This window comes from Vibrio aerogenes (genome assembly GCF_024346755.1).
Classification (GTDB): domain Bacteria; phylum Pseudomonadota; class Gammaproteobacteria; order Enterobacterales; family Vibrionaceae; genus Vibrio; species Vibrio aerogenes.
Genome location: NZ_AP024861.1, coordinates 3822284 through 3837886, shown reverse-complemented (window position 1 = coordinate 3837886; position 15603 = coordinate 3822284). Strand labels below are relative to the sequence as shown.

At 42.8% G+C, this 15603-nt stretch carries 9 protein-coding genes; 4 read left to right on the top strand and 5 right to left on the bottom strand.

Annotated elements, in window-relative coordinates; genetic code table 11:
- Positions 1-697: 697 nt before the first annotated feature.
- Both OCV29_RS17150 and OCV29_RS17145 read left to right on the top strand, forming a co-directional pair.
- Entirely contained in the window at positions 698-2557 is a 1860-nt protein-coding gene (locus OCV29_RS17150) for a cellulase family glycosylhydrolase (RefSeq protein ID WP_073604332.1), read from the top strand.
- A 678-nt stretch (positions 2558-3235) separates the two neighbouring features.
- On the top strand, positions 3236-5194 hold the full coding sequence (locus OCV29_RS17145; RefSeq protein ID WP_073604331.1) for a cellulase family glycosylhydrolase: 1959 nt from the start codon (positions 3236-3238) through the stop codon (positions 5192-5194).
- 128 nt (positions 5195-5322) lie between these two features.
- On the opposite strand, the gene OCV29_RS17140 is transcribed toward OCV29_RS17145, so the two are convergent.
- The 5 genes from OCV29_RS17140 to OCV29_RS17120 form a co-directional block, all read right to left on the bottom strand.
- Positions 5323-5700 (bottom strand): hypothetical protein, encoded by a 378-nt coding sequence (locus OCV29_RS17140; protein WP_073604330.1) that lies wholly within the window; start codon positions 5698-5700, stop codon positions 5323-5325.
- Positions 5701-6039: 339 nt separating this feature from the next.
- On the bottom strand, positions 6040-6819 hold the full coding sequence (locus tag OCV29_RS17135; RefSeq protein ID WP_073604329.1) for a tetratricopeptide repeat protein: 780 nt from the start codon (positions 6817-6819) through the stop codon (positions 6040-6042).
- Positions 6820-6916: 97 nt separating this feature from the next.
- A complete protein-coding gene (locus OCV29_RS17130; protein WP_073604328.1) occupies positions 6917-7807 on the bottom strand; it encodes a DMT family transporter in 891 nt (296 codons plus the stop codon).
- A gap of 164 nt (positions 7808-7971) precedes the next feature.
- The gene (locus tag OCV29_RS17125; protein WP_073604327.1) at positions 7972-10452 is read right to left on the bottom strand and encodes a pectinesterase family protein; all 2481 of its coding nucleotides are present in this window, start codon (positions 10450-10452) and stop codon (positions 7972-7974) included.
- Between the two features lie 635 nt (positions 10453-11087).
- A complete protein-coding gene (locus tag OCV29_RS17120; RefSeq protein ID WP_073604326.1) occupies positions 11088-12935 on the bottom strand; it encodes a M3 family metallopeptidase in 1848 nt (615 codons plus the stop codon).
- 153 nt (positions 12936-13088) lie between these two features.
- On the opposite strand from OCV29_RS17120, the gene rmuC reads away from it, so the two are divergent.
- On the top strand, positions 13089-14618 hold the full coding sequence (rmuC, locus tag OCV29_RS17115) for a DNA recombination protein RmuC (protein ID WP_073604325.1): 1530 nt from the start codon (positions 13089-13091) through the stop codon (positions 14616-14618).
- 213 nt (positions 14619-14831) lie between these two features.
- Positions 14832-15599, top strand: a complete 768-nt coding sequence (gene ubiE / locus OCV29_RS17110) for a bifunctional demethylmenaquinone methyltransferase/2-methoxy-6-polyprenyl-1,4-benzoquinol methylase UbiE (RefSeq protein ID WP_245796886.1) — start codon at positions 14832-14834, stop codon at positions 15597-15599.
- The last annotated feature ends 4 nt before the right edge of the window (positions 15600-15603 follow it).

Sequence of the window (15603 nt, the reverse complement as noted above, 5' to 3'; positions counted from 1 at the left end):
TCTGATAGACCCAATCAACCGGTTGTATTTATCTGCCGGTTGTCCGGGGCCAGGTGTGCCGGATTTTTGAATTTTTTTAATGACTTGATTATCTAAATTTAATTTTCGTAATTTTATACCTTTTTTAATTAATATAATTAACACTGTAAACATAAATAAAAAGAAGAAATAAAATGAACGGATATTATTTTATAGTGAAAAATAAATAATATCATAATAGGTCTCTGTAATTTTATTACTGAAACTATATATAGTGAATTTATTTTTAACCGTATATCTCATCTATTTGTAATTTTCATTATCTTATTGTTTTTATTGGATAAATTTTGTATTTGTTGTTTTTAATATTACCGTGATGATAATAGTGTAGTTTATAGTATTATTTTTTTCGATAGCAATAACAGATACATAATTCATTATCCGCACATGATAAATAAGGTTTGACAGGCGGTTAATAATTGGTCAATTATTTATACGCTACGTAACTTAATTTCACTTTTGTTTATTTTTTTGGGTTTATACCTGAATGGAATTATATTATTTATGAGTGTAACCGGTTACAGATGTGAATGAGTTCGGCTTTTCTTTCTTGGCTAATGACATATGTGTCAGATGTTTGGCTGATAAGTCACTTAAGATGAAAAAGAAATATTGATTAAGACAAAATAAAAATTTAAATAAATTGAAGGAGCAAAAAATGAGAAAACAACAAGTTTTCAGGAACGTCAGTTGCAGGAAAAAGGCGCTAAGTATTGGGATTGGTCTGGCTTTGGCTGCATTGTCTGGATCTACATTTGCGAAGTGTGTATACGAAGTACAAAATGATTGGGGTACCGGGTTTGCCGCGAACATTACAGTGACAAACGATACATCCAGCGCTGTGTCTTCATGGAACGTGGGATGGGAATATACCAAAGGTGCTACCATCTCTAACTCATGGAATGTCACTCTTTCTGGTACGAATCCTTATACAGCGACCAATGCCAGTCATAATGGTAGCTTGCAACCAGGCTCCAGTGCGACGTTTGGCTTCCAGGCAACAGGCGCTTCTGAAGTTCCAACGCTGACAGGTTCACTCTGTTCAACCGATCCAACTGACCCAACGGATCCGACTGACCCAACCGATCCAACTGACCCAACGGATCCAACTGACCCAACGGATCCAACCGACGGAAATCAGGTTGTCTTCCGTGTTAATGATGAAGGCCGTATTACCAAAGATGGCGAAGTTAAACCGGTTCACTGTGGTTCATGGTTTGGTCTGGAAGGCCGCCACGAATTACCAACGGATGCAACTAACCCGAATGGTGCGCCAATGGAACTTTATGTTGGTAATACATTCTGGGCAAATAACAGCCAGGGTACTGGCCGTACCATCCAGCAAACAATGGATGAAATCAAAGCGAAAGGCATCAACCTGATTCGTCTGCCTATTGCTCCGCAAACACTTGATGCTGATGATCCTCAGGGACAGCCTGCTGTGTTTAAAAACCATGCCTCTGTTCGTGCAACCAATGCTCGTCAGGCTCTGGAAGATTTCATTAAACTGGCGGATAAAAATGATCTCGATATCCTGTTAGATATCCACTCTTGTTCTAACTATCTTGGTTGGCGTGCCGGCCGTTTGGATGCAACACCGCCATATACAGATGCAACCCGTGATAACTACATTTACAAACGTGAAGATTACTCTTGCGGTACTGATGTGGGTGAAGGTGTGACTGTTCAGGAATATAACGAACAGAAATGGCTTGAAGACTTACGTCAACTGGCTCGTTTTGCGGATGAACTGGGTGTAAACAACATTCTGGGTATCGATATCTTTAACGAACCATGGGATTACACCTGGTCAGAATGGAAATCACTGGCAGAAGATGCTTATCAGGCAATTAACGAAGAGAACAAAAACGTGCTTGTCTGGGTTGAAGGTATCGGTAGTTCTACATCTGATGGTACGGCAAACCCTCATGGTGATGAAGATACTAACCCGAACTGGGGTGAAAACTTCTACTCAATGGCGACCAGTCCGCTCGATATTCCAAAAGATCGCTTAGTTATCTCTCCTCACACATACGGTCCTTCAGTGTCTGTTCAGAAACAGTTCATGGATCCTGCTCAACCAGAGTGTGCCGGACTATCTGAAGATGCGGCTGCAAAAGCGAAATGTAACATTGTGATTGATTCTGATCTGCTGAAATCAGGTTGGGAAGAGCACTTCGGTTATCTGAAAGACAAAGGTTATGCGGTTGTATTGGGTGAGTTTGGTGGTCACTATGACTGGCCAAAATCTGGCGCGATCCGTATTCAGGACATGTGGAGCTTCCTGCCTAAATCTGATTATGACCAAAAATGGCAGAATGCACTGGTTGACTACATGTCTGATAAGAAAATTGAAGGTTGTTACTGGGGTATTAACCCTGAATCAGATGACACCGGTGGCTTATACACCCACGCATATGATGCCCGCACCAATACATCTGGCTGGGGTGAATGGACTGGCTTTGAAACTGAGAAATGGGAAATGCTTCAACGGTTGTGGGATTCAAATCCAAAATAATTGCTGAGTTTTACATCGTTAAAAGTACATCAATAATAAAAGAGGAGCTCAGGCTCCTCTTTTTTTGGTTGTTATTTATAAAGGAACTGACGCTTATAATATTTGTGTGAGCTTAAGGAAAAAATACTGTTAGTTTTTATTGGGTGCTTTTTATCTGGAAAATAGATTTCATTATTGACGAAAGGATATCTTTATACTTGTTCTTGTCCATATTTTTGATTTTTTAATAAATTATTTTTTGTGACCTTATTTCCATGATCCTTCTTTTTAACAGTAAGTTCATTTTTATTAAGGTCTGAATAATGGTACGGGTTACATTGTCTTTATTTGATATTTATCGCAAATATTCAATATCTTATAATGATAAATCAATCTTTAAAAGTTGATATTTTTTTGAATGGTATTAACGTTTAGCATGTTTTTTATACGAATTTAACCCGGTGTTATTTAATACCGGTTGACATGATATGTATGGATGATTAGTTTTTACGTGAAATTTAACTGTGAAAGAAAATCAACTTTCAATGTTATTCTTTCGCTCCAATTTCATATTTATTCTGAGTGGTTTTTTCAGTTCGTTTGAATAGTGCGACTGAAGAGTTTCTGTCTCAGGGTCTATTTATTTCTATATAACTAAAAAATAAAAATAGTCTTACTTTTTATATAAAGGAACAAAAAATGAGAAAAACTTTCCGTAAAGACGTCAGATGTGCGAAACGTGCACTCAGTGTCGGCGTGAGCCTGGCTCTGGCAGCTTTATCAGGTTCAGCGTATGCAAGTTGTACATATGAAGTTCAGAGTGACTGGGGTGCCGGTGCCATTGTCAATGTGACAGTTCAAAATGATACTGATAGCGCAGTGACTGCGTGGAACATTGGCTGGGAGTACGATGGCAGTGCCCGTATTACAAATATCTGGAATGCACAGTCTTCTGGCTCAAATCCTTATGTCATCAATAACATGGGTTACAATGGTGGACTGCAGCCAGGACAAAGCACTTCATTTGGTTTCCAGTTAAGTGGTGCAGGTTCATCTGAAGTTCCTTCTCTGACTGGTTCTCTGTGTGATGCTTCTGACACAGGCAATACTGGTGGTGACACAGGCAATACTGGCGGTGACACAGGTAATACTGGCGGTGACACAGGTAATACGGGTGGTGACACTGGTGATACGGGTGGCGACACAGGTAATACTGGCGGTGACACTGGTAATACTGGCGGTGACACTGGTAGCACTGATGGAAAAGATGGTGGTAATCAGGTCGTCTTCCGTGTCAATGATAACGGTCGTATTACTAAAGATGGTGAGGTTAAACCTGTTCACTGTGGTTCATGGTTCGGTCTTGAAGGTCGTCACGAATTACCAAGTGATGGTGTAAACCCGAATGGTGCCCCAATGGAGCTTTACGTTGGTAATACATTCTGGGCAAATAACAGCCAGGGTACTGGCCGTACAATCCAGCAAACAATGGATGAAATTAAAGCAAAAGGAATTAACCTGATCCGTCTTCCTATTGCGCCTCAAACTTTAGATCCGAATGACCCTCAGGGCCAGCCAAAAGTATTTAAAAACCATCAGTCCGTTCGTGCAACAAATGCTCGTCAACAGTTAGAAGATTTCATTAAACTGGCAGATAAGAATGGTCTTGATATTCTGTTAGATATTCACTCTTGTTCAAACTATCTTGGTTGGCGTGCGGGTCGTCTGGATGCAACACCACCATACACTGATGCAACCCGTGATAATTACATCTACAAACGTGAAGACTACTCTTGTGGTACGGATGTTGGTCCTGGTGTCACTGTTCAGGAATATAACGAGCAGAAATGGCTGGAGAACTTACGTGAGTTGGCTCGCTTTGCTGATGAACTGAAAGTGAACAACATTCTGGGTATCGATATCTTTAACGAACCATGGGATTACACGTGGTCTGAGTGGAAAACTCTGGCAGAACACGCTTATCAGGCAATCAACGAAGAAAACAAAAACGTACTTGTCTGGGTTGAAGGGGTTGGTAGTGCAAAATCAGATGGTACGAAAAACCCACACGGCGATGAAGAGCTGAACCCGAACTGGGGCGAAAACTTCTACTCAATGGCCACTGATCCGCTGGACATTCCAAAAGACCGTTTAGTTATTTCTCCACATACTTACGGACCTTCTGTTTCTGTTCAGCCACAGTTTGTTGATCAAACAAATCCTGATTGTGTCGGTTTGTCTGAAGATGCTGCTGCGAAAGCCAAATGTAACATCGTGATCAAACCCGATATGCTGAAAAAAGGCTGGGAAGAGCACTTTGGTTATCTGAAAGACAAAGGCTATGCTGTTATCCTGGGTGAATTTGGTGGTCACTATGACTGGCCAAAATCTGGTGCAATCCGTATTCAGGATATGTGGAACTTCCTGCCAAAATCTGACTATGATAAAAAATGGCAGAATGCGCTGGTTGACTACATGTCAGACAGAAAGATCGAAGGTTGTTACTGGGGTATTAACCCAGAGTCAGACGATACCGGCGGTTTATACACTCACGCGTATGATGCACGTACAAATACATCAGGCTGGGGTACATGGACTGGTTTCGAAACTGAGAAATGGGAAATGCTTCAACGGTTGTGGAAAGCGAATGCCCAATAATTGCTGAGCAATTATTCAATGGGTTATATCTGAGAGGGGCTGTGTGCTCCTCTCTTTTTTATCGCAAACCTCTCCTGATCGTAAGTAAGATAGCCTGACAATGTTGCCACTGACCGGGTTGGGAAAGTTTACTCAACTCTGAAGAACTCTGTCGCTTTGGCGCTGAATAAAAAGAAAATGATAGTGGCAGAAAAGATCAGGCCGGGAACAATCATTTTTTTATCCGGAGTTACTATCAGGCTGATGATTAACGAAACTATTGTCCATCCGATATAAAGGTGCCTGCCTGCAATTTTCCCCCGGTGTATCTGTAAGCCGCAGATAAAAGTGATGACGCTGCCCACATATGAAAAAATGATCTGGACATGGACCGGTATCATACTTTTTTTCATAATTTCCATGACCTCCGGATTGTTTGTACTGATGAAAACAGAAATGAGGGTCATCACACCGGCGATCATTAAAAACCAGCTGATAATCTTAACTGACCATGGACGTTTGGACATAATATTTCCTGAGTTGACCTGCGAACAAATGGACGGTGGATTATACCCGAACGATGTCAGCGTGTTGATTGTTCGCTATCTTTCACAGAGAAAAATGAGCGCTTACATATGTTTTGTACTGAAATGTTTTATACAGAATTTCGGCGGGACGCCATGAATTGACAATTGACGAAATCCTCTTCCAGCCGCATCAAAGGCCAACAGAGTATGCAAGTGTGAATTGTTTATTTGAAGCTAGAGCGTGCTCTAGGGACTGCTGAAAAAACAGGGAATGATATGGTTTTATTCATATCATTCCCTGCACAGGATTAGCTTGGTATTCAATATGACATATGTGAACTATTTGGTGTCAGCGGCTTTTTTATCAAAGACATCCAGGTGTTTACAGGTGAATTTTGATGACAGTTCACTGTTTTCTTTACATATTTTCTTTATTCTGTCTTGTGCTTTCTTGTTTCCTGCCCGTGCCGAAAATTCGATATATTTAAAGGCCAGTGGTTGATCTTTTTTCAACCCGGTACCCTGATAATAAAGCATACCGAGCTCAAGGGCGCTATTGGTATCTCTTCCATCGACAGCTTTTTGATACCACTTAGCTGCTTCCTGATAATCTTGTTTGGTAGCAATGCCATCTCTGTACATTCTTGCCAGTTTATACATTGAAAAAGTCATACCCTGCTTTGATGCCAGTGTATATAGTTTAAAAGCTTTTTCATGACTTTCTTTCACACCACGGCCATCCATATACATATTAGCAAGGTTGTGCTGTGCCATCGCACTACCTTGTTTGGCTGCTTTATAAAACCATTCTGCTGCTTTTCTGTAATCAGCTTTCGTGCCTATTCCTCTTTCATAGAGACTGCCGGTTTTTGCCTGGGCAACAGGATCACCTAGCTCAGCTGCTTTGACATACCAGTTTAATGCTTCTTTGTAATCCTTCTGTTGGGTATAAAAAACACCAACATTCATTAAGGCAAGTGGGTTTTTACTCTGTTTAAAAAGCGCCAGTGCTTTTTCTTTATCCCCGGATTTTAATGCTTTCAAGCCATCGTCGTATGCGTTTGCAAAACACAGGTTTGTCAGCAACAGAACTGAGATTAAGGCTTTTATTAGTTTCATGATTGACCTTTTTGAATGCAATGCGTTGATAAATCTTGTTAATCGGTGAAGCCGTATGAAGCTTCTCAGCATTTAAACCAATAGAATTGTAATTAGTTCAATGTTTCTTACGTTTTTTCTGATACTGCTGAATGATCAGGCCGGTAATAATAATCACTAAGCCAACCACTGTCGAGATGTGGATAGGTTCATGAATGATCGTTGCCAGAAATATCAGAGACAGAAAGGGCGAGATAAAAATCAGGTTGCTGATGCGTGAGGTATTTTGAGTCAGACGAAGCGCGCTGATCCAGAGAAAAAAAGTAATCCCCATTTCAAACACACCAATATAAACAGCACTCAGCCAGCCGGACAGATGTTGCGTTGTCCAGTCGGCCTGTTCATAGCAGGCAAGAGTTATCATCAGCGGGAGTGCAACCAAAAAACCAAGCAAAATACTGATAATGGGATCTGCTTTATTTTTGGTATTCAAAATCCAGTAACCTGACCAGAGCAGTGTGGACAGTAAAGCCAGTCCGACACCAGCCGGACTTTGAAAGTGAAGTGTCAGCAAATTGCCCTGCGTGGCAATCACCAAAACGCCCAGATAGCAGATTGCAGCTGCGAGATAGTCCTTATGCCGGATTGGCTGTCTGAGAAAGATGGCAGCCATAATCGTTAAGGTAATTGCCCAGCTATAGTTAATGGCCTGTGCCTGAGAAGCGGGAAGCAGGGCATATGCTTTAAACAAAATAAGATAATAGCCTAACGGGTTAATCAGGCCGGAAAGAATGAAACTGGCTGGCTGAGCTAAAAATGTCGGAATGATGTCTGTCGCTTTTCCCTGAATGAAACAGAGAATCAACAAGACACATGACGAAGTGACACCGGCAATGACCAGCATCTGAACCGGAGTAAATACTGCCAGAGTTAGCTTAAAAGCGGTTGCTACGGTTGACCATAAGATGACGGCGGCTAATCCGAAAAACAGTGCGCGTTTCTCATTCATGCTTATTTTTGCTTCGTACAGGAATACAGTTTGAGTCGACCAATATACGCAAACAATTTGTCTGTTGCACCTTTGATTTTGTCAAAGACAGCGGAGAATCATGATGAGGTGAATGACACAAAAAAACCTGTGCTGATCAGATCAGCACAGGCATATCTTGTAGGTTACAGCCTGATAATATCAAACCAGTTCATCCAGCCATGCCAGTGATATTCAGGAATTGGTGGATAAGGGAACCATCCTTCGCCGTCATTATAGTCTGCAAAAATTTGCTGACGGGTCAGGTAGCCATCAGTCAGCACATCTTCCCAGGTCATTTGATAAGTGCCTTCCAGACGTTGAGAGGTATCCAGTGGATAGCCAAGCATGTTCATGCTGTTAAATTCACGCCAGCCTGCCGTCGAGGATGCAGTCTCCGGGGTTGGTGCCGGCTTATCCAGCCACCCTGTTTTACGGATATGGTCATCCATCCATGTGTTAATAAATGCGATATTGTCATAGCATCCGGGACACCCGCCACTGCGTGCAAGGTAGACTGAATCATCAGCGACGGAGTAACCATTTTCGCTATCTGCTCTGGTCAGAATTGAGTTGAGGAACACAAATCCTTTATCATTTTCGTCTTTCACTCTGGCCTGCAAAATATAGCCGCCATTATTTTGGCCTCTGGAATCACCCAATGTACGGATTTCACTGTTTTCAAACAGAGATGCATGGGTGTAACCCCAGATGAAGTCAACGTTTCCTGCCACCATGGATTTGTAGAACCATGTCCAGCCATTCAGCATCAGTGTGTCCTGTTCACTGATGAAATTGCTGCGGTAAGCAATCAAGCGACCTTCATTGCTGTTGAAATATAAAGCTTCAGCCTGATGGCCTTCACCAATCAGGGTGGTGTTTTTCAGTGTTAAATCCTGCAAAGTCAGCAGATCGACATCTTTAGCCAGGAACAATGCGCGTGCGTTGGTACCTGAATTCAGCTGCTCATTATTTTTGTAGGTAATGATGGTTCGTTGCCGGCCCTCTCCCATGATGGTCAGATTTTTTTGTCCGTAAACATAAATTGGCTCTTCATAAATACCGGCTTTCACCAAAATGGTCATTGGTGTTTCAGTATCGTGGTATTGGCGAACAAAATTGATAGCCCCTTGCACGGAGCGGAAATCAGCCTGATAACCATCATCATCGACGATCAGGAATGTTTTGTTTACGTCTGGCTTATTTGTCCGGGTTGTGAACACCCAGTTGCTGTTTCTGCCAATTCCGGCAAACGTTTTACCGGCCAGAGTTGCACCAGTCAACGCCGCTTCAGGAATCACGACATAATATGTTTTCCCCTGCTTCAAAGCATTTGCATGAGGTGTGATATGGACTTCATTACCAACGATTCTGACAGAATGTGTTTTGATGGTTCTGAGTTGTTTATAACCAATATTGTCTTCATCGGTATCAACATTAATCTGGTCAACCAGTGTATCGTCATCAGCATCATAAATCCGGACCGAGCCAATGCCTTTGGTTGGTTGAGAATCAAACGTGACAGATAATGTTGTATCTTCATAAACACTGTAGCTTTGTGCCGCAGGAGCTAACTGATCAGTGAAAGAATAAGTCGCTGTTGGCATCTCAAAGGCCGGAGCAATGACGGCATGAATTGATTTTGATACGCCGGAGCCTGTGGTGATTGTGACCGTAACTTTCCCCTGAGAGAGCGGTGTTAATACGATATTGCCGTCAAGGAGTTCGGCTTTGACAACTGTGCTGTCACCAGATGTGACTGTGATTGTGTCTGCTTCTCCGTCCCGGGTTGTGGCGCTGACCGGAATGGTTGTTGCTTCGTCTCCGGCATCGGCTGCATATTCAAGTAATTCACTGTCAATGGTCAATGATGCTGGTTCTTCATCCGCATTACCGACATTGATATCATCAATTTCAAATGATTTATTCGATGTCCACAGGCCGATTAATCCCTGAGATGAGAGTTGAGTGTCAGTTGTTGAAGCAATTTTATCACCATCAAAATAGACGGTGAGGGTTTGATCTTTCATGACAAACCTGAGCTGGTGCCAGTCGCCGTCCAGTGCGCCTGCCGTGCCTTGTGAAATAGGCACTTTGGCCCGTTTAACCCGGGAGAGCTTACCTTCACTCATGACCGCAATTTCAACCTGAGTGCTGTTGGTTGAATTTTGAACGTTCAAAGCGCCGGCATACCAGTTATTACCGTCCTGATACCGGCCCAGTAAATAGAGCTGTTTATTCGCGGTAGTGCTGTTTTTTCGTGGTCGGATCTTTGCTTCAACATAATAATCCGCACTATTTAATTTGCTGAGTGCTTCTGGTTTCACCAAGGCAATGACGCCACCTTTACTGCCGGCGGTATACCTGAGCATGGTATTGTCCTGATCGGTCACTAAATCAAACTGACCATCAGGAACAAAAGCGTTTTCGTTTTCAGGAAGCAAGTTCCAGTTATCTGTATTTCCGGCACTAAAGTCTTCGCAAAAATAAGCCGTTGTATCTGTGCAGATACTTTCTGAGGTAGTGGTAAGATCTGAATTTTCAGATGCATAAACTGACGTGAAAGTAACGGGAACAGATAACGACGCAAGCATCATTATTCTGATTGAATGTTGTTTAAGTTTCATTATCTATCCTGTGTTTCGTTATTTGGTTTCTAATAATTAGTGATTTCAATTATGGGTATACCTGGTTATATATTACCGGTACTCTGAATAATTCATTTCCCTATCGCAGCTGGCTTTCTGACGGTTCATAGGTTTCAGGATATGCTTCACCTTATGTCTGTCAGTCTTCTTGCCTGCCCGCTGAATCAAATGTTGAATCTGATTTGAGTGAATTTTTCTGGTCCATTGTTGTAATATAATTATTTACTGGTTTTATTATTATTGGAATGTTGTTTTATTTAATGTTTGATGTAAGCGATAGAAAGATTATCAGAAAAAAGAATTAAGGCATATTTATAGTATTTTTTAATAATAAATATATCAATTAATAATTTTAAATTTAAAGCTGAAAATAATAGTAGCCAGATTTTTTATATTGTTATTTCATCCTGGGTATAAGATGGTATTCCCTATAATTGAGTAATAAAGATCGGTTCCTGATTGTCGCTCACGAGGCAGATATCGAACACAGATACGCATCAACCTTTTAGCGGGAGAGAACGGTGATGACGAATTGCCGGGCCATTTGATGCCCGGCAGTCGTGACTGAACATGATAAATCAGAGAGTTGGTATGCTCTGAAGGTTACAGATTGCTTAGCAACCGTATGTTTCCGTAATATATTTCTCAAACTGCTGACACATGTCAATATCCGAACCGGTATTGGATGCCAGCTCTTTATCCCCATCAACAACCTTGATTGTTGCATTCAAAGGGATGACCGGGTTTTGTTTTCGTGTCGCTGATGCCCGGATTTTTTGTTGTTCTGATTGCCACAATTGCTCTGCCGACAGGTTACACTCATCTGCCAGATATTTGGCATTAAAGCCTTCGCCACATAAACTTTCGATGCACGCATTCAGGGACACACTATTTCCCGCATGCCAGTAATGTTCTGCCAGTTGCGGGCCGATTTCCGGATTGTCGGTTAAATAACCATATTTTGCCAGGAAATGTGCCCGGGTTTGATAAACAGCCATATGGGCAAGCAGGTACCCCTGGTAAGAACAGGCAGATTCATCTGAGAGCAGATGAGGGATCGCCATGAGCGGACGTGGGCTGCATTCCAGACCGAGAATCTGTGCTTCCATTTTTCTGGCCAGTTGCGTTGCATTTTGCGGGGTAAGTTCTTCGTCACTCAGCTGATATAAAGTGCGCTCAAAGTAAGGAACAACCAGAATGCTTCGCTCCTGATATGCCCGGAATGGTTGTCGGCTGTCGATCATTGCCTTAATGATTTCATCCGGTACCGGATTACCTTCTGCATCATGTGCGTAGCGTTTGAGCCAGTCAGCATCTTCCAGCAGGCTGTCACAGAACATGGATTGTGTTTCTGCATAGGCCATTGACGTCGGAGCAAACTCCTGAGAAAAACAAGGCGCATTCATCTTTACATTGGCAAAATGTGCGGCATGGCCTCCTTCATGGAAGAGCGTGTTAATCCCTGAATATCCGCTGCCAATCTGATCTGGTTTTGCATTACTGGTGAAGTTCACCTTCGCCGGAATCCATTGATTTTGATTGTAGAATGAAGGGACGGGACCATGACAGAAACCATTCTGATATTTGCCCTTGCGATCCAGTAAATCAAGCGTTAGATCAGCACCGGAATAATTAATGTTCAGACGGCTGAATGATTCAACCCAGCGGCGTAATGACCTGGAGAATGGCACGTACGGATCCAGTTCACGCATAACATCGCCGGAGAAAGCATTGATAAAGTTATGGCCGAGCAGAGCCTGAGTGCCTTGCTGATTCTTCAAATCTTTCAGGCTGTTAAGATGACAGTCTCTTGTCCGGCATTCAAAATCATCCAGAATCCTGAATAATTGATCCGTTGTCATTTGCTCTGTTTTTTGCACCGAGTAATCAAAAAATGTGTCATACCCCATCGCTTTGGCAAACTGATTGCGTAGTTTGACCAATTCGAGAAAACCGTTGCTGAGCAGCCACTGCTCTAGATCCAGTAAGGCCTGATGCGCAGACTGCCTGACTTCCTCATTATCACTGGTGCGGATAACTGATGCGAGTAAAGGCAGTGAGCCCTCTTTAAGTTCACCTGACTCATCGCGGTAAGTCATCGTGTGATTTTGTTTCTTTTCAAACAATGCTGCTTCGAAGTCGATGAGTTCTTTTTTCAGCATTTGTGCTTTTTCAGATTCGAGTGCATGTGCTTCAAACATGGTCAGCCAGCCTTTTAGTCCGGTGACTGTGCTGCGTTTTTCATCTGGATCCGCAATAGATTCTGCGTTGAGGATTTGCTGCCTGAGCTCGGGAATTTTTGATGCCTGACTGAGGAATTCTGTCCATTTCGTCTGAGCTTGTGCTGATCCCTGATGATCATCACTGGTTCCCATATAGGTTTCCCAGAAGAAGTCTTCTTTTGTGCGGTGCAAGGTCAGATATTGTTGGTTGAGTTCATAAAGATAGGCTGTTGCAGTCATATGCTTCCCTGAATGTTTCATGCGGTTATGTGATCGCATGATTATTGCACGCCCGGCATGAATCGGAAAGTGGTGATATTTTATTTACTGGACAGATATCCAGTATCGCAATACCATCAAATGGGGAATAAAAGATAAAAAAGTGATGTCATCATGCATTGGATAATTGAGAACCAGCCATTGTTAATTGCTTTTCTGGGCGGTGTATTCGGGGCTTGTGGGCTGACATGGTTTGGGTTGAGACAAAAGTATCAAATGACGATATCTCAGCTCCGGCAGCAATCGGAGATGCAGCAGCAGCTCAGTGATCAGAAAGTAGCACAGCTGAATCATCAGCTGGAGTCGTCTCTGGATAATGTACATGAGCTGGAAAGGCTTCAGGATCAGTCAGCGATTGAGTCGCGGTCACTGCATGGTCAACTGATGGTTGCACGTGAAAAGCTGGAACAGTATTCAGTCATTAAGCAGGAACGGGAACAGTTGCTGCAACGAATGAATCAGTTGCAGGAGCAGAATGCCCGGTTGAACGGAGAAGTGCGCGAGCTCAATGCAAAGTATGAAGCACAGCTGAAATCAGGCCAGGAAAAAATCCAGTTGCTGGAGCGGGCTGAAGAGCGCCTGAAACAGCAATTTGAAAATCTGGCCGGTCAGCTTTTTGAGGAGAAAACGGCAAAAGTTGATCAGCAAAACCGTCAGAGCCTGGAGGGATTATTGAATCCGCTGAAAATTCAGCTCGAAGGTTTTAAAAAGCAGGTCAACGACAGTTTTAGTTCAGAAGCGAAAGAAAGACATACACTCGTGCATGAGCTGAAAAATCTGCAACGCCTGAATGAACAAATGGCAAAAGAAGCCGTCAATCTGACTCAGGCGCTGAAAGGGGATAACAAGCAGCAGGGGAACTGGGGAGAAGTGGTTCTGGCGCAGATTTTGGCTGAATCTGGTCTCAGAGAAGGGCATGAGTATCAGACGCAGATAAGCTTAAATAATGAGGCTGGTAAGCGCTACCAGCCCGATGTGATCGTCAACCTGCCGGATAAAAAGCAGGTCGTGATCGATTCTAAAATGGCTTTGGTCGCCTATGAACGTTATTTCCATGCAGAAGCAGATGAAGACCGGGAAAGAGAAATGTCGGCACATCTGATCGCCATCCGCTCTCATATTAAGGAGCTGGGGCGCAAGGATTATCAAAAGTTAGTAGGTGTTCACTCTCTTGATTATGTTTTGATGTTTATCCCGGTTGAACCGGCATTTCAGGTCGCTGTTCAGGCCGATCCATCATTGGTGAATGATGCGATGGAGAACAACATTATTATTGTCAGCCCGACTACTTTACTCGTGGCTTTAAGAACGATTGATAATTTATGGCGGAATGAATATCAGAACCAAAATGCTCAGGTTATTGCCGATAAAGCCGCAAAACTTTACGACAAACTGCGGTTATTTATTGATGATATGGATGGACTTGGGCAAGCACTCGAGAAAGCAGGACAAAGTTATCACGGTGCGATGAAAAAACTGTCAACTGGTCGTGGTAATCTGATTCGTCAGGCTGAAAGCTTCAAAAGTCTTGGTGTTGAGGTGAAACGTCCGATTTCTCCGAAGCTGGTCAGTGACGCTCAGGACGACCCGGAAGAAAATCTGTCGATTGCACAAAGACATCCCGAAAGGGATAAAGTAAACTAATTCTCAATTTGGTTATCTCAAAGATGTTGATATTTTTTCCGGGCGACTGTTTCAGGGAAATCTGGTTTTGGGTAAGTCTTGCGTTGTCTGCGGTCTTTGACTGAATCAACATGATGAAAAGGTACGGTGGTGATCTCCTGATGCGGGAGCCGCGTATCTCAGGAAACGGCTTTTATTTACAGGCTGTTTGTATAGTTTAAGGTAGGTATTGGTGTGCAATCAGAAAAACTAGACGATATTCAGGAAACCACACATTTTGGTTTCGAAACCGTAGATAAAGATGAAAAGGTGCGTAAAGTTGCACAGGTATTTCATTCGGTTGCGGCAAAGTATGATGTGATGAACGATTTGATGTCTGGTGGTATCCATCGTTTATGGAAACGATTTACGATTGATTGTAGTGGTGCCCGACCCGGACAGAAAATTCTTGATTTAGGCGGCGGCACCGGTGATTTGACCGCGAAATTTTCCCGGATTGTCGGTGACTCAGGCAAGGTTATTCTGGCAGATATCAACAACTCAATGTTGTGTGTTGGCCGGGATAAGCTACGTGATAAAGGCTTTGTCGGTAATATTCATTACGTACAGGCGAATGCAGAAGAACTGCCTTTTCCGGATGATTATTTTGACTGTATCACTATCAGTTTTTGTTTGCGAAATGTCACTGATAAAGAGAAAGCGATTCAGTCGATGTTTCGGGTACTTAAACCGGGTGGCCGTTTATTGATTTTAGAATTTTCCAAGCCTGTCTTTGAACCCCTGTCAAAAGTGTATGATGCCTATTCGTTTCATATTTTGCCGAAAATGGGGCAGCTGATTGCAAATGATGCCGATAGTTACCGTTATCTGGCTGAGTCTATCCGGATGCACCCTGATCAGGAAACATTGAAGGCCATGATGGAAACAGCCGGTTTCGAACAGGTGAGTTATTACAATATGACGGGCGGGATAGTTGCGCTGCACCGGGGTTATAAATTTTAGTGGT

Excerpts from the sequence above, each read along its gene's own strand:
- OCV29_RS17140 (WP_073604330.1), bottom strand. The coding sequence starts at position 5,700 with ATGTCCAAACGTCCATGGTCAGTTAAGATTATCAGCTGGTTTTTAATG.
- OCV29_RS17150 (WP_073604332.1), top strand. The coding sequence starts at position 698 with ATGAGAAAACAACAAGTTTTCAGGAACGTCAGTTGCAGGAAAAAGGCG.
- rmuC (WP_073604325.1), top strand. The coding sequence starts at position 13,089 with ATGCATTGGATAATTGAGAACCAGCCATTGTTAATTGCTTTTCTGGGC.
- OCV29_RS17120 (WP_073604326.1), bottom strand. The coding sequence starts at position 12,935 with ATGACTGCAACAGCCTATCTTTATGAACTCAACCAACAATATCTGACC.
- OCV29_RS17145 (WP_073604331.1), top strand. The coding sequence starts at position 3,236 with ATGAGAAAAACTTTCCGTAAAGACGTCAGATGTGCGAAACGTGCACTC.
- OCV29_RS17130 (WP_073604328.1), bottom strand. The coding sequence starts at position 7,807 with ATGAATGAGAAACGCGCACTGTTTTTCGGATTAGCCGCCGTCATCTTA.
- OCV29_RS17135 (WP_073604329.1), bottom strand. The coding sequence starts at position 6,819 with ATGAAACTAATAAAAGCCTTAATCTCAGTTCTGTTGCTGACAAACCTG.
- OCV29_RS17125 (WP_073604327.1), bottom strand. The coding sequence starts at position 10,452 with ATGAAACTTAAACAACATTCAATCAGAATAATGATGCTTGCGTCGTTA.